The organism is Catellatospora tritici, from assembly GCF_019083965.1.
GTDB classification, from domain to species: domain Bacteria; phylum Actinomycetota; class Actinomycetes; order Mycobacteriales; family Micromonosporaceae; genus Catellatospora; species Catellatospora tritici.
In genome coordinates this window covers 686424-700789 of sequence record NZ_JAHRCY010000002.1, presented here as the reverse complement: position 1 = coordinate 700789, position 14366 = coordinate 686424, and the positions used below count along the sequence as shown (strand labels likewise).

General features: G+C 71.5%; 13 protein-coding genes. 5 read left to right on the top strand and 8 right to left on the bottom strand.

Annotation, left to right across the window (positions count from 1 at the left end; all coding sequences use genetic code 11):
- Window positions 1-13: 13 nt before the first annotated feature.
- Window positions 14-388 carry a VOC family protein gene (locus KUA19_RS07140; RefSeq protein ID WP_217395268.1) on the top strand — a complete coding sequence of 125 codons (375 nt, stop codon included), beginning with the start codon at window positions 14-16 and terminating at the stop codon, window positions 386-388.
- On the opposite strand, the gene KUA19_RS07135 is transcribed toward KUA19_RS07140, so the two are convergent.
- The 5 genes from KUA19_RS07135 to KUA19_RS43795 all read right to left on the bottom strand — a co-directional run bounded on the left by KUA19_RS07135 (window position 385) and on the right by KUA19_RS43795 (window position 4512).
- Window positions 385-873 carry a helix-turn-helix domain-containing protein gene (locus tag KUA19_RS07135; protein WP_217395267.1) on the bottom strand — a complete coding sequence of 163 codons (489 nt, stop codon included), beginning with the start codon at window positions 871-873 and terminating at the stop codon, window positions 385-387. The genes KUA19_RS07140 and KUA19_RS07135 overlap by 4 nt on opposite strands.
- A gap of 570 nt (window positions 874-1443) precedes the next feature.
- Window positions 1444-1974: a ribonuclease FAU-1 family protein gene (locus KUA19_RS07130; RefSeq protein WP_217395266.1), complete on the bottom strand. Its 531-nt coding sequence runs from the start codon at window positions 1972-1974 to the stop codon at window positions 1444-1446.
- Between the two features lie 2 nt (window positions 1975-1976).
- Window positions 1977-2189: an FmdB family zinc ribbon protein gene (locus KUA19_RS07125; RefSeq protein WP_217395265.1), complete on the bottom strand. Its 213-nt coding sequence runs from the start codon at window positions 2187-2189 to the stop codon at window positions 1977-1979.
- A gap of 10 nt (window positions 2190-2199) precedes the next feature.
- Window positions 2200-3237 carry a GNAT family N-acetyltransferase gene (locus KUA19_RS07120; protein ID WP_308167363.1) on the bottom strand — a complete coding sequence of 346 codons (1038 nt, stop codon included), beginning with the start codon at window positions 3235-3237 and terminating at the stop codon, window positions 2200-2202.
- A 153-nt stretch (window positions 3238-3390) separates the two neighbouring features.
- Window positions 3391-4512, bottom strand: coding sequence for a lytic murein transglycosylase (locus KUA19_RS43795; RefSeq protein ID WP_217395263.1), 1122 nt, complete (start codon window positions 4510-4512; stop codon window positions 3391-3393).
- 287 nt (window positions 4513-4799) lie between these two features.
- Between KUA19_RS43795 and KUA19_RS07110 the strand changes: the two genes are divergently transcribed.
- Window positions 4800-7490, top strand: coding sequence for an ATP-binding protein (locus KUA19_RS07110; protein WP_372451772.1), 2691 nt, complete (start codon window positions 4800-4802; stop codon window positions 7488-7490).
- 120 nt (window positions 7491-7610) lie between these two features.
- Here the strand turns inward: KUA19_RS07110 and KUA19_RS07105 are convergent, their stop codons facing one another.
- Window positions 7611-8141: a phospholipase gene (locus tag KUA19_RS07105; RefSeq protein WP_308167362.1), complete on the bottom strand. Its 531-nt coding sequence runs from the start codon at window positions 8139-8141 to the stop codon at window positions 7611-7613.
- Window positions 8142-8385: 244 nt separating this feature from the next.
- Here KUA19_RS07105 and KUA19_RS07100 point away from each other — a divergent pair, with 244 nt between their 5' ends.
- From KUA19_RS07100 to KUA19_RS07090, 3 genes are all read left to right on the top strand, one after another.
- On the top strand, window positions 8386-9678 hold the full coding sequence (locus KUA19_RS07100; protein WP_217395261.1) for a hypothetical protein: 1293 nt from the start codon (window positions 8386-8388) through the stop codon (window positions 9676-9678).
- Window positions 9679-9744: 66 nt separating this feature from the next.
- On the top strand, window positions 9745-10293 hold the full coding sequence (locus KUA19_RS07095) for a SigE family RNA polymerase sigma factor (RefSeq protein ID WP_217395260.1): 549 nt from the start codon (window positions 9745-9747) through the stop codon (window positions 10291-10293).
- On the top strand, window positions 10290-11048 hold the full coding sequence (locus KUA19_RS07090) for a hypothetical protein (protein WP_217395259.1): 759 nt from the start codon (window positions 10290-10292) through the stop codon (window positions 11046-11048). Before KUA19_RS07095 ends, KUA19_RS07090 begins: the two co-directional genes overlap by 4 nt.
- Window positions 11049-11292: 244 nt before the next feature.
- Here KUA19_RS07090 and KUA19_RS07085 read toward each other — a convergent pair whose 3' ends face one another.
- Together KUA19_RS07085 and KUA19_RS07080 are read right to left on the bottom strand one after the other, a co-directional pair.
- Window positions 11293-12324 (bottom strand): 2-oxoacid:ferredoxin oxidoreductase subunit beta, encoded by a 1032-nt coding sequence (locus tag KUA19_RS07085; protein WP_217395258.1) that lies wholly within the window; start codon window positions 12322-12324, stop codon window positions 11293-11295.
- Window positions 12317-14131 carry a 2-oxoacid:acceptor oxidoreductase subunit alpha gene (locus tag KUA19_RS07080; RefSeq protein WP_308167369.1) on the bottom strand — a complete coding sequence of 605 codons (1815 nt, stop codon included), beginning with the start codon at window positions 14129-14131 and terminating at the stop codon, window positions 12317-12319. Before KUA19_RS07080 ends, KUA19_RS07085 begins: the two co-directional genes overlap by 8 nt.
- Window positions 14132-14366: the final 235 nt, after the last annotated feature.

Here is a 14366-nt window from a genome sequence, read left to right as displayed (position 1 = left end):
CTAGGATCAGCTCATGATCGCCGAGCTGCAGTGCATCGTGCTCGACTGCCCGGAACCCGCCCGCCTCGCGGTCTTTTACCAGGCCGTGCTCGGCGGCGAGGTGGACCGACCGGACCGGCGCTGGTCGCGCGACGCCGACTGGTCGACGCTGCACCTGCCCTCCGGGCTCGTCCTGTGCTTCCAGCGGGTCGTCGCGTACCAGCCGCCGCAGTGGCCCGACCCCACCCGCCCGCAGCAGTTCCACCTCGACTTCGGCGTCCCCGACCTGGACCGCGCCGAGAATGAGGTGCTCGCACTCGGCGCCCGCCTGCTCGACGGCGGGTCGGGTCGCAGCTGGCGCATCTACGCCGACCCCGCAGGCCACCCCTTCTGCTTGGTACGCCACTAGTAGGACACCTCAGGTGGTTCCGGGTCGTGGCGGTACTTCTGCACCCGGACCTCCCACTGGCTGCGGCGGCGTTGGGCGTCGCGGCGAGCCCGGTCCCGGTGGAACGTTTCCGGCGGCCGGGCCAGGCCATAGATGTCGGCCCACCATTCACCCGGTTCCGGATCCGGGATCACGTCGAGATGCGACGGGTAGCGACGCCCGGCGCCGTCGCGCAGATCCTCACGATCGTCCATCGGTATGAGCACTGCGCCCTCTTCGTCCACGACGGCCAGGTAGAAGCCTGTCGCGATCATGAGCAGGTTGAACGTGGCCAGGCTCGGCACAAGCTCGCCGGCCTCGATCCGACCGACCGTCGACGGGTGCAGACCAGCGCCCCTGGCCAGCTCACGTTGACTGAGGTCGGCCCGTCGCCGGGCCGCGCGGATCAGCCCGATCGCCGGGAACGGCGAGCGTCCCGAACGCGGGTCTTCGCGGTGACGTCCCATGCCCGAAGCCTTACGGAGGTGCCAGACCCCGGCAACCTCGGCTCGCCCTCCCCTGTGGACAACGGCCCGCTTGTGGATAACCCGCGACTACCCATCTGGCGATGCGACCGCGTCACCGCCAGCCGATGACCGGCGACCGGCGACCGGCGACCGACCATCTCCGGAGGTGTACACCAATCGTTCCGGCACATTTGCTCTGCACCCACGGCCTTGCTCTGCACCCACGGCCTTGCTCTGCACCCACGGCCTTGCTCTGCACCCGAATACGCATGTGGTGGTGGCATCGTGAGGCTGCCCGAACTCCAGCGTCGTACCTTCGTCAAGATCACGGTTGTTGGTCGAAATCAGTGGTTGGACCGGCTCTTTTGACCGCGATCAGCGATCTTGGCGTGAAGATCGGCCTCAGCGGTCCGAAAATTCTGTTCAGCCGGCGATCTTGTTGCGTCCACGGGTGCAGAGCAAGGCGGTGGGTGCAGAGCAAATGCAGTCGCGCCAATGGTGTGCTCCGGTCTGCTCGCGGAGCTCGGACTGGTCCGGGCCAGGACGGGCTGATCAGGTGGCGAGGCTCGATCAGCCGGTGACGGGGAGGGCGGCGAGGCGGTCGAGCCAGTTGAGGTGGCGGCCGTCGAACGGGGCCGCGTCGGTGCGCAGGGCCTCGGCAAGTTCCGAGGCCGCGGCCTCGGCAGCGCCGATCACCTCGGGCGGATAGGCGTAGCGGACGCGGTGGTCGGCGAACTCGTCCTCGTCGTCGATGTACACGGTGCGGTCGGCGCGGATGCGGCAGACGTCCAGGTCCAGGTCGATCATGGTGACTTCGCCGGGATGCGGCCAGCGCGAGGGGGTGGCGATGTCGCAGTAGGCGTCCAGCCGGGCCGGGGCGGCCTGGAACAGGGCGGTCCACCAGGCTTGGTGCGGGAAGAGCATGACCCGCGGCTCTTTGGTGGCGTAGATGGGTGAGCCGTCACGGTGATAGACCGTGCCGACGGGTGCGCCCAGCCAGACGCCGTGCTCGTCCTCGCCGAGGCGGTGCATGCGGTGCTGCCAGTGCGGGCTGCCGTCGTATTTGCGGACGGTGACCAGCACCGAGGTGGGATGGTCCACGGTCAGCCGCAGCAGCCGCCACCGCAGCAGCCGCCCCCACCGCCGGAGGGCGCGGGCGCGGCGGCGCCGCGGGCGCCCAGGCCCACGGTGGTGAGCAGCTTGACCGTGTCCTCGTGCCCGGCGGGGCAGGCGGCGGGGTCGCTCGCGGCGGCCATCGGCCGGTCCACCTCGAACGTGTCGCCGCAGGCGCGGCAGCGGAAGTCGTAACGGGGCATGCGGGTCAGTCTAGGCCGAGGTGCCGGTGATGCCGAGCCGCTGTGCCAAGGCTGCGACGTCGCCCTCGTACTCCAGCCAGGAGCGGTCGGCCAGGAAGCCGAGTTCCTGGTTGACCTTGATGAGCGGCTCGTTCACGGCGGCGTTCCAGGTCTGCACCTCGGTCAGCTTCGGCTCGGCCGAGCGCAGCTCGAAGAGCATCCGGGCCTTGATCGCCCGGCCCACGCCGTAGCCGCGGTGCCGGGGGACGACGACCGTGTCGTACTGGTCGGCGCGGCCGGGGCGCTGGGCGGGCACCACGACCTCGGTAAGCCCGGCGATCTCGCCGGTCTTCTCGACCACGGCCACCACGACGTAGAGCTTCAGCCCGCGCGCGTCCAGGGTGTTCAGACTGGCCTGCAGGCGCTGCGGCTCGTACGAGCTCGGCCGCAGCTCCAGGTCGCCGAGTTCGTAGTCGTCGCGCACCTCCGCCTTGGCGGCCGCGTACGCCGCGATCAGGTGGTCCGGCGGCCCGCCCGGGTAGAACTCGATCTGGTAGCCGGCGCCCACGCCGGCGGCGAGGTCGCCGAGGGTGAACCAGTCGACCGTGTTCAGGCTGAGCAGGCTGCGGATCTCGGTGAACGCCAGCGTGAAGCCGTACGCCTCGAAGAAGTCGACCGCGCAGGTGCCGCCGGCGACCTCGACCCCGAGCAGGTCGAAGCCCTCGGAGTGGGCCAGCCGCACCTGTTCGGTGAGCAGCGCCCGGCCGATCTGCTGCCGCCGCGCCTTCGGATGCACCAGGATCTCCACCACGCCGATGTCACCCAGTAGGAGGATGCTGCCCGCGCCGAGCGGGGCGACGCCGCGGGCGGCGTCACCGGGAGTCTCCTCGACCAGCCACATGGTCTTGCGTTCGCCGGGCATGGTGACCGACAGGTAATCGCGCATCCGACCGTCGTGCCACAGCGGATCATCTGGTAGGTCGACCGCACTGACCTCGTTGAGGAGGGCGACCAGAGAGGTGATCTCAGTGGCGGACGCGGTACGGGGATCCCATTCGCGCACCTTCACCCGTCCAGCTTGCACACTGCGGCCGGTAAAAGGAAGGGTCCTACCTGTCATCGTATGCAAACCATTACTCTGAGTGTTGGTCGTCGCGCGGCCGGGTCGCTGTCGGTAGCGTGGATCGTCACCTTCGGCGGCCCGCCCCTGGCGCGGCGGCGGTCACGCCCGGCTCTTCGCTCCGTACGCCTGGGCGGTGTCGTAGACCTTCTGCAGGTATACGCCGATGTTGTTGTATGAGAGCACGACGGCCTTCCAGTTCGCCACGACTGTCAGATCCTTGCCGGGTGCGCACAGATAATAGGCGGCGGCCAGGGCGGCGTCGTCGAGGTCGTGCGGGTCGGCGAGCTGGTCCGAGTCGGCGTCCACCGCGTACGACCGCCAGGTCGCCGGGATGAACTGCATCGGGCCGACCGCGTGGTCCCAGGTCTTGTCGTTGTCGAGCGCACCGGCGTCGGTGTCCTTGACGCGGCCGAGGCTGCCGGAGCCGTTCAGCGCTGGGCCGATGATCGGCGGCAGCGCCCGGCCCTGCTCGTCGAGCTTGGCACCCTTGGCGCGGCCGTGGTCGGACTCGATCTGCCCGATCGCGGCCAGCGTGGTCCAGTTGAGGTGGCAGGCGGGCCGGGTCGTCCCCAGCACCCACTCGGCGTACGCGTACGCCTCCAGCGCCGGTATCGGCACCTGTACCTTGACCGACTGCTGCTCGGCCCAGCGGTGGAAGGCCGCGGCCGGCCGCGGCACGCCGGTCGGCGGCGGTGACAGCGACGGCAGCGGGATCTCGCTCGGGGTCGGTGCCCCGGTCGGGGCGGCCTCGGCCGACACGGTCGGCGCGGGTGCGGCCTTGGCCGAGACCAGCGCCGGAATCAGCAGCGCGCCGGCGGTGGCGGTCGCCGCGACGACGGCGATGATGGTCAGCCCGGCGGTGGTCAGCCGCCCGTACGGCTTGCGGGCGCCGCGCTGCAGGCCGTCCCAGGCGACCCGGCTGCCGCGCATCGCGCCGTCACGCAGCTTGGGCAGCCCGGCCCGCACCGCCGACACGGCCCACGCCGCGCGCCCGGCGGGCGCCACCTCGGTGGTGACCCGATGGGCGCCCACGCGCTCGTCGGTGCCGGTCGAGACGGTGGGCGTGCCGCCGGTCGAGACGGTGGGCGTGCCGCCGGGCTCGGCGGTCGCGTCCGCCGTCGCCGCGGCCGTGGCATCGCTGTCGGGGGTCGACGGATCGCCGGACGTCACCGTCGGCTCCGCCTCGACCGCCGCCTGCTTGGCTTCCTCCCCGTCGCGCACGCCGTCGAGTATGTCTCACATCCCGGCAACTGTCGCACCGCGCAGGTCAAGCCCTATCCCCGCGTCGGATGATCCAGCTGTGCCCTGACGGCCCACATCCGCCCAGCGGTGTCGTCGTTACGACGGTTGGCAGCGCTGATCGCCGGGGACCGCATCGGCCCGGAGCGATGCAACGAGGCCCGCCCGCAGTTCGGGCGGCTCGATCAACCCGTTCTCACGATGTCCGGTGCAGGTGGGGGTACGGCAGCATGAACCGCGACTTCCAGGGGGGCGGAGGTTCTCCACGCGTGCCGCAGCGTTCAGACCTGCCGCGTGGGCAGGTGACGTTTCTGTTCACCGACATCGAGGGCTCGACACGACTGGCCCAGATGCTCGGCGAGGGCTACCGGCCGGTGCTGCACGAGCACCGGCGGGTGCTGCGTGCTGCGCTCGCCACCGCGGGCGGGGTAGAGCTGTTCACCGAGGGTGACTCGTACTTCTTCGTCTTCGCCGAGGCCGCGCACGCGCTGCAGGCCTGTGCCGCGGCGCAGCGCGCGCTGGCGCAGCACCCGTGGGACGACCCGAAGGCCCAGCCCCGGGTACGGATGGGCCTGCACACCGGCGTCGCGCACCCGCACGGCGGCGAGTACGCCAGCCCCGAGGTGCACCGCGCCGCGCGGGTGGCCGCGGCCGCCCACGGTGGCCAGATCCTGCTCTCCGCGTCGACCGCCGAGGCCGCCTGCACGCTGCCCGACCAGGGCTGGCTGCTCGACCTCGGCCTGCACCGGCTGCGCGGCTTCGACGGCCGCGAGCGGCTGTACCAACTGGTCGCGCCCGGCCTGGAGCAGCACTTCCCGCGACCGCGCACCGAGCACGCCGCCCCGCACAATCTGCCCAATCACCTGACCTCGTTCGTGGGCCGCCGTGGGGAGCGCGCCGAACTCGGCTCGCTGCTCGCCGAGCATCGCCTGGTCACGGTCGTCGGCGCGGGCGGGGCGGGCAAGACCCGGTTGGCCGTCGCGGTCGCCGGTGACCTGGTCGAGTCCCATCCGGACGGTGTCTGGTCGATCGACCTGGCCACCGTCACCGATCCGGGCCTGGTCGCGTTCACCGTCGCCACCGTGCTGGGCCTGCGCCCCGAGCCGGGGCGCCCGGTCACCGAGACGCTGGCCGACTTCCTGAGCACCCGCCGGATGCTGCTGCTGCTGGACACCTGCGAGGCGCACCTGTCGGCGGTGGTGCCGCTGCTGGCGCGGCTGCTGGCCGGGGCGGCCGAGGTCACCGTACTGGCCACCAGTCGGGAGCCGCTGGGCCTGCCCGGTGAACTGGTGTGGCGCATCCCACCGCTGTCGCTGACCGCCGACGGCGAGGACGGCACCAGCGACGCGGTGGCGCTGTTGGCGCAGCGTACGGTCGCCGCGCGCGGTGGACGGCCGATCGAACCGGCCGAGCTGGCCGGGCTGGCCCGGGTCGCCGCCCGGCTGGACGGGCTGCCGCTGGCCATCGAGCTGGCCGCCGCGCGGCTGCGGGTGCTGTCCGCGGGCGAGCTGGCCGGGCGACTGCACGCCGAGCTGACCGCCGACGAGGCCGATCCGCTGCTGGCTCTGGACGCCGGTGGCAACACGGCCGCCGCGCACCCCCGGCACGCCACCATGCAGGCGACGGTGACCTGGTCGTACCGGACGCTGCCCGAGGACGCGGCCCGCCTGCTGCGCTGGCTGTCGGTGTTCGCCGGGCCGGTGGGGCTGTCCGGGGTGGAGGCGCTGCTCGACGCCGACCCGCTCGGACCGCTAACGGTGCTGGTGGACAAGTCGCTGGTGCAGGCCGAGCCGGGCCCGCACGGCACCACGTACCGGATGCTCGACCCGATCCGCGGGTACGCGGCGCGGCGGTTGACCGAGCACGGCGAGGAGGCGGCCGCCCGCGACCGGCACGTGGCCTGGGCGCTGGCCGAGCTGCGCGAGGTGCACCACGGCCCGGACGCGCAGCCGGTGACGCTGTCGCTGTACTCGATCGACCCGCTCGCGGCCGAACTGCGCGCCGCGCTGCGCTGGTGCGGCACCGGCGGCAGCGCCCGTGACGGCCTGCGCCTGTCGTGTGGGCTGGACCAGTGGTGGCGCGAGCGCGGCCTGGCCCGTGAGGGGCGGCTGTGGCTGTTCCGCCTGTACGCCCGACTGTCCGAGACCGGCGAGCCGGTGCCCGACGCGGAGCTGGCCCGGGTCTATCACGCCCACTCCGGGCACGCCGCGGTCGACGGCGAGTTCGCCGAGGAGCTGCGGTTCAGCCGTCGCGCCGAGGCCTCGGCCCGGCGTGCGGGCGACCCGCGACTGCTGGCCCGGGTGCTGGCCGGGCGGTCGGGGGCGCTGCGCGACGCGGGCCAGCCCGCCGACGCCGAGAAGGCCTGTCGTGAGGTGATCGAGTGGGCCGAGCGGCACGACGTCGCCTCCGACGCCCTGTTCGCGGTGTGCAACCTGGCCGAGCTGCTGTGGCTGCGCGGCGCGCTGGACGAGGCGGCCGACCTGCTGGCCGCGTCGCGGCAACTGGAGCAGCTGCGCCCGGCCGAGCGCGGCCGTCGCACGCTCGATCTGCTGCTGGGCATGGTGGCGCTGCGCCGGGGCGACCTGGTGGCCGCGCACGAGCACCTGACCGTGGCGCTGCGCTCGCGGATGGCGTACGGCTTCCACGGGCGCGCCTGTGTGGCGATCAAGGCGATGGCGGCCCGCTGTGTGCAGGGCGGCGATGCGCGGATCGCGGCGGTGCTGTTCGGGGCGGCCGAGTCCACGACGGTGAAACTGCACTGCGGCCCCGGCATCTTCGCGGCGTACTGGACCGCGCAGCAGGAGTCGGCGCGGGCGGCGTTGGGCGATGCCGCCTTCGACGAGGCGTACGCGGAAGGGGCCGCGCTGTCGCTCGGGGAGACCGCGACGCTGGCGTTGGCGGTGGAGCACCCGGATCTGTCTGTCGACTCCGGCCGCTTCGCCGAGCTGCCCGCCGCCTGAAACGCTGCCCGCCGCCGGAAACGGACCATCCCGGCGTAGCGGCGCCGGGCGGCCGTTCCTGCGCGGGCTTCCCGGAGACGGATCGGGAAGCACGCGCAGGCTGTCACGGGTGCGGCCGGGTCAGTCCAGGCCGCCGTTGGCGCGGATCGCGTCGCGCTTCATCCGCTGCGCGCGGGCCAGCTCGGCGTCGCTGACCACGACACTGCCGAAAGCCTTCACCGCCTGGTAGTAGGTCCAGGCCAGGCTCGTGCAGGCCGGTCGCACGACCACGTTGTACGTCGCGCACTTACGCTTCAGATCTTCGTAGAAGGCGCTGTCCAGGCGGGACTTGTTCGCGTCGAACTGCCCCATCGCCTTGTAGTTGCGGTAGCCGAAGTCGTGCCGGTGGCAGGAGAGCTTGAAGTCGAACCCGATCGGGTTGTCCGGGCTGGAGGAGCAGTAGTCGGTGCTCCAGTTGAACGCGTACGCCGACCACGAGCCCTGGTTCTGCCGGGCCGAGTTCCAGGCGTTGTAGCTGGTGACGCTGGTCTGCGTCCAGCCGGACAGCACGGACAGCTTCTCCTCGGCGGTGACGGCGGCGGCGGGGGCGGCCAGCGCCAGCACGGCGGTGAGCGTGGTGAGCGGGACGAGCAGGAGGCGGAGGCGCTTCACGGGGGTCACCTCGGTTTCGAGTCGGCACGGGTACAACGAGCAACTCGGGCGATGCGGGGGGCGTGCATCGGTTGGGGTGAATCTAGCTGTTGCGCCGATGTTTCGGAAGTGTTGATTTGTCGGTACTGGACAGCCGCGATTCGGACCCGCTTCCCTGCCGCACCCCCGCCGTGGGCGTGGTGCGGCTAGGATCCCCTGGCCGGTGCGAACCCGTGCCGCGCTCACGTTGCCCGGGAGCGAGCCGATGTCCCACTCCGACCGCGACTTCGATCCCTGGGGCGACCGGTCCGACCGTGACCGCTCCCAGCAGGAGCGGCAGCCGTCCGTGCCGCCGCAGGGCGGCTATCCACAGCCAGGCGGCTATCCACAGCAGGGCGGTTATCCACAGCAGGGCGGCCACTCCCAAGCGGGTTATCCACAGCAACCAGGCGATTACCCACAGCAACGCGGTGGATATCCCCAGGGCGCCCCCGGCCCGCAGGGCTACGGCCAGCAGCCGCAGTATGGCCAGCAGCCCGGTTATGCACAGCCCGGCCCGGGACAGCCCGGTTATGCACAGCCCGGTTATGGGCAGCAGCCAGGCTACGGCCAGCCGACCGGTCAGCCCGGCTACGGCCAGGGCGCCTACGGCGGTCAGCAGACCTACGGTCAGCAGCCCGGTTACGGCCAGCCCGGTTACGGCCAACCCGGCTACGGTCAGCACGACGGCTATCCGCAGCACGACGGCTACCCGCAGCAGGACCAGCAGGGCTACGGCCAGCAGGGTGGCTACCCGCAGCAGGGCTACGGCCAGCAGGGCGGGTACGGGCAGCAGGGTCACCCGCAGCCCGGCTACGCGCCCGCCGGGCGGCAGGACGACGACTTCCCCGGCTGGGGCGAGGTCGACCCGCAGCCGGAGCGCGGCCGCCGCCATCCGATCATCGAGAAGCGCCGTAAGAAGTCCCGCAAGGGCCTGTGGATAACCCTGGTGGTCTTCCTCGTGCTGTGCGGTGGCGGCGCCGCCGGTGGGTACTGGGTGTTCAACAAGGCCAAGGACACGGTCGAGGACGTCGCCGACAAGGTGAACGACGCCGACCGGATCTCGGTGGTCGAGCCGAAGACGCTGGGCGGGCGAGCCAGGAGCACCGACCCGGGCCTGGCCAAGACGGTCAACGAGCTGAAGTCGGGGATGGCCTCCGAGCTGCCCGGCGCGACCTCGTCTGTCGCGGCCTACTACGGCTCGGCGGAGAAGAAGAACCTGACCATGGCGTTCGCGGTGTCGGTGCTGAACCCCGCGCCGCAGACGGCGCTGGACGCCTTCACCTCGGCGGCCACCTCGGAGCTCGGCAAGATCACCTTTGAGAAGGTCGAGCCGGGCCCGCTGGGTGGGCTGGCCCAGTGCGGGCAGGCCAACATCAGCGGCGTGCCGACCACGATCTGCCTGTGGGCCGACAACGGCAGCCTGGGCATGCTCATGTACTTCCAGCAGAACTTCGCCGCTCTCAAGACCAAGTTCGCCGCGGAGCGCGGCGAGATCGAGAAGAAGGCGGCCGGCTGATCCGATGCAACCTCGCTGCCTGACTCCTCCGTCACCCGCACAGGAACGACGGAAGGAGACACGGGGGTGAAGGAGAGCGAGGAGCGGGAGTTCCGCGACTTCGCCGCGGCCAGACTGGAAAGCCTGCGCCGCGTCGCCTATCTGCTGTGCCACGACTGGCACGCCGCCGACGACCTGGTGCAGACGGTGCTGCTGAAGCTGTACCAGCGCTGGCGGCGGCTCGCGCACGTGGACAACCTCGACGCCTACGTGCGTGGCATGCTCGCCAACGCCTGGCTGGACGAGCTGCGGCGCCCCTGGCGACGTGAGCGGGCCACGGAGCGGCTGCCCGAACACGCGGCCGCGGCAGACGGGGCCGACCCGGACCGGCACCTGGGTCGACTGCTGCTGCGGCTCGGCCCACGCCAGCGCGCGGTGGTCGTGCTGCGCTTCTACTGCGACCAGTCGGTCGAGCAGACCGCCCACCTGCTCGGGATCTCCGAGGGCACGGTCAAGAGCCAGGCCGCTCGGGCGCTGGACACCCTGCGTGCGCTGATGACCGGCGCCGCGCCCGACCGCACGGCGGGCGGCGCGTCGCGCCCGCAGCGGCTGCTCGCCACGGAGGTGACCCGATGAACGACCTGCATGACCGCCTCGACGACTACCTGGGCGCGTCTCCGGCGACCACGATCGACCTGGACCGAATCGTCAACCGGGGCCGTCGTGCCCGCCGGATGCGGGTCGCCGGAGTGCTCGGTGCCGCGGCGGCGGTGTGCGCGGTGGTGGCGATCACGGCCGCGATGCGCCCGGTGGCGCTACGGCCGGACCCGGCCGCCTCGACCCCGGCGCCGGTCGTCTCCTCGGCGGCGCCGCTGCCGACCGCAGACCGCCTGCTGGCGGCCGTACGGGAAGCGGTCACCGAGGCGGCGCCGGAGGTGGGCGGCCTCGACACGTTCCAGCGCCAGATGCGCAAGTGCGACGTGCACCCCGGTCGCATGGTGCCGTACGACGAGCAGACCCGGGCGCAGGCGTGCCCCCGGGACATGCAGTACCCGGAGCAGTACCACTGGGAGGGGCGGCTGACCCGCGACGGAAAGACCTACCGGGTGGCGGTCTCGATCGGCCCGGTGGTGTACCGCGCCCCGTCGCCTCCGTCGATCGACGACACCGACGCCCAGGCCGACGTCGCCAACGGCACCGCTCCCCGGCTCGGGCCGAACGGTGAGTCCGTCCAGGTGTTTCCCGACGTCCTGCGCGTGGAGAAGCCCGACGGCACCGGCATCGACATCCACTGCCGGGCCGACGATCCGGACGCCATACCCAACAACGTCGGCCCGTTCTCCGTCGCGGAGTTGACCGCGATCGGGCTGAATCCGGCACTGGTGCTGTGAAGACACCGCCGCCCCCGTCGAAGCCGGCGGGGGCGGCGGTTCGTCATGTGTATGCGACCGCCGAGTCGGCCGACACTGACCGAGCGCGCCCGGGTCCGTTCAAGGTCATCCAAGTTGCCGGGCAATCGGGCGTATCTTGCACCGTCATACCCCCGATTGCCCGGCAACTTGCGCGATCTCGCGCCCGGGAACGGCGCCGCCCCCGCCCGGAGGTCCGGGCGGGGGCGGCGGCCATGCCTCACACCTACAGGATGGTCCAGGTGTCGCCGGAGTTGAGCAGCGCGGCCAGGTCCTGCTCGGGCTCGCCCGCCTTGGCCTTCGCCGCGTCGAGCTGGTTGCGCACCAGCTCGTCGTAGGAGGGGCGGCGCACCGAGCGGAACACGCCCACCGGGGTGTGCCGCAGGTCCGGCCCGGCCAGCCGGGACAGCGCGAACGCGTACGCGGGGTCCTCGGCGTGGGCGTCGTGCACCAGCACGTCAGCCGGGTCGGTGTCGGCGGCCTCGCCCACGGCCAGCCCGAAGCTGCCCGCCGGGTGGGTCACCACGTGTGTGCCGTCGGCCCCGAACGTGATCGGCTGACCGTGCTCCAGCCGGATCAGGTAGTCGTCGCGGGTCTCCGGCTCCTTGAGCACGTCGAACGCGCCGTCGTTGAAGATGTTGCAGTTCTGGTAGATCTCCACGAACGCCGAGCCCTGGTGGTCGGCGGCCTGGCGCAGCACCGACTGCAGGTGCTTGCGGTCGGAGTCGATGGTGCGGGCCACGAACGAGGCCTCGGCGCCCAGCGCCAGCGAGATCGGGTTGAACGGCGCGTCCGAGGAACCGCCCGGCGTCGACTTGGTGATCTTGCCGAGCTCGCTGGTCGGCGAGTACTGCCCCTTGGTCAGGCCGTAGATCTTGTTGTTGAACAGCAGGATCTTCAGGTTGACGTTGCGGCGCAGCGCGTGGATCAGGTGGTTGCCGCCGATGGAGAGCGCGTCGCCGTCGCCGGTCACCACCCACACCGTCAGGTCCGGCCGCGACACCGACAGGCCGGTCGCGATCGCCGGGGCGCGCCCGTGGATCGAGTGCATGCCGTAGGTGTTCAGGTAGTACGGGAAGCGCGAGGAGCAGCCGATGCCCGAGACGAACACGGTCCGCTCGCGCGGGATGCCCAGCTCCGGCAGGAAGCTCTGCATCGCGGCGAGGATCGCGTAGTCACCGCAGCCGGGGCACCAGCGCACCTCCTGGTCGGACTTGAAGTCCTTCATGGTCAGCTGGACCGGCACCGCGTTAGACATTCTTGATCACTTCCTCGAGCATGGTCTCCAGCTGGGTGGAGGTGAAGGGAAGCCCGCGGACCTGGTTGTAGCCGACCACGTCGATCAGGAAGCGTGCCCGGATCACCTGCGCCAGCTGGCCCAGGTTCATCTCCGGGATGACCACCTTGTCGTACGCGGCGAGCACCTCGCCCAGGTTCTTCGGCAGCGGGTTGAGGTGCCGCAGGTGCGCCTGCGCCACCTGGATCCCGCGCTGGCGCAGGGCCCGCGCCGCCGCGCCGATCGGCCCGTACGTCGAACCCCAGCCCAGGACCAGCACCTTCGCCTCGCCCGAGGGGTCCTCGACCACCGCGTCGGGGACGTCGATCGCCTCGATGCGCGCGGCCCGGGTGCGGACCATGAAGTCGTGGTTGCCCGGGTCGTACGAGATGTCGCCGGTCTTGTCGGCCTTCTCCAGCCCGCCGATCCGGTGCTCCAGCCCCGGCGTGCCCGGCACCGCCCACGGCCGCGCCATGGTCTGCGGATCACGCAGGTACGGGTAGAACTTGCCGTCCTCGCCGTTGGGCCCGGTGGCGAACTCGACCCGCAGATCGGGCAGCTCGCTGATCTCCGGCAGCAGCCACGGCTCGGAGCCGTTGGCCACGTAGCCGTCCGACAGCAGGATGACCGGGGTGCGGTAGGTCAGCGCGATCCGGCACGCCTCGATCGCGGCGTGGAAGCAGTCCACCGGGGACTGCGCCGCGACCACGGCCACCGGCGCCTCGCCGTGCCGCCCGAACAGGGCCATGTTGAGGTCGGCCTGCTCGGTCTTGGTCGGCAGGCCCGTCGACGGTCCGGCCCGCTGCACGTCCACGATCACCAGTGGCAGCTCCAGCGCCACCGCGAGCGAGATCGTCTCGCTCTTGAGCGCCACGCCGGGACCGCTGGTCGAGGTGATGCCGAGCGAGCCGCCGTACGAGGCGCCCAGCGCCACGCCGACCGCCGCGATCTCGTCCTCGGCCTGGACCGTGGTGACGCCGAACTTCTTGTGCTTGCTCAGCTCGTGCAGGATGTCGCTGGCCGGGGTGATCGGGTACGCGCCCAGCACGATGGGCAGCTGCGCCCGCACACCCGCGGCGACCAGGCCCAGGGCGAGCGCGGTGTTGCCGGTGATGTTGCGGTAGTTGCCCGGGGCCATCTGCGCCGGCGGCACCTCGTAGCGCACCGCGAAGCCCTCGGTGGTCTCGCCGAAGTTCCAGCCCGCGGCGAACGCGGCCTTGTTCGCGGCGACCAGCTCGGGTCGCGCGGCGAACTTCTTCTCCAGGAACGCCATCGTCGACTCGTGCGGGCGCGAGTAGAGCCAGCTCAGCAGGCCCAGGGCGAACATGTTCTTGGCGCGCTCGGCGTCCTTCTTGCTCACCGGGTGATCGGCCAGCGCACCGACGGTCATGCTGGTCAGCCCGACCTTGTGCACCTGCCAGCCCGCGAGCGAGTCGTCCTCCAGCGGGTTGCTGTCGTAGCCGACCTTCTGCAGGTTGCGCTTGGTGAACTCGTCGGTGTTGGCGATGACCGTGCCGCCCTTGGGCAGGTCGGCGATGTTCGCCTTCAGCGCCGCCGGGTTCATCGCGACCAGCACGTTCGGCGCGTCACCCGGGGTCAGGATGTCGTAGTCGGCGAACGCCACCTGGAAGCTGGACACGCCCGGCAGGGTGCCCGCTGGTGCCCGGATCTCGGCGGGGAAGTTCGGCAGCGTCGAGATGTCGTTGCCGAGCTGCGCCGTCTCCGAGGTGAACCGGTCACCGGTGAGCTGCATGCCGTCGCCGGAGTCACCCGCGAACCGGATCACCACCCGGTCGAGCTGGTGAACCTCCTTGGCGGGGTGCCCGTGCTCGTTGGGACCCGGGTGCTCGCTGAGCTGCCCGGCGCCCTCACGTTGTTCGGCCACTGGACGCGACCTCCTGCTGGGGTGGTGTGCTGTTACGTCTCGATTAAGGTCAGCCTACGTCGGCGGTAGGGAATCGCGGCGACAAGGGTGCCCAGGCTAAACCGGCTATGACCGTGATAAAGGCGACACGACACCAGGT

Excerpts from the sequence above, each read along its gene's own strand:
- KUA19_RS07100 (WP_217395261.1), top strand. The coding sequence starts at position 8,386 with ATGTCCCACTCCGACCGCGACTTCGATCCCTGGGGCGACCGGTCCGAC.
- KUA19_RS07135 (WP_217395267.1), bottom strand. The coding sequence starts at position 873 with ATGGGACGTCACCGCGAAGACCCGCGTTCGGGACGCTCGCCGTTCCCG.
- KUA19_RS07140 (WP_217395268.1), top strand. The coding sequence starts at position 14 with ATGATCGCCGAGCTGCAGTGCATCGTGCTCGACTGCCCGGAACCCGCC.
- KUA19_RS07085 (WP_217395258.1), bottom strand. The coding sequence starts at position 12,324 with ATGTCTAACGCGGTGCCGGTCCAGCTGACCATGAAGGACTTCAAGTCC.
- KUA19_RS07090 (WP_217395259.1), top strand. The coding sequence starts at position 10,290 with ATGAACGACCTGCATGACCGCCTCGACGACTACCTGGGCGCGTCTCCG.
- KUA19_RS07125 (WP_217395265.1), bottom strand. The coding sequence starts at position 2,189 with ATGCCCCGTTACGACTTCCGCTGCCGCGCCTGCGGCGACACGTTCGAG.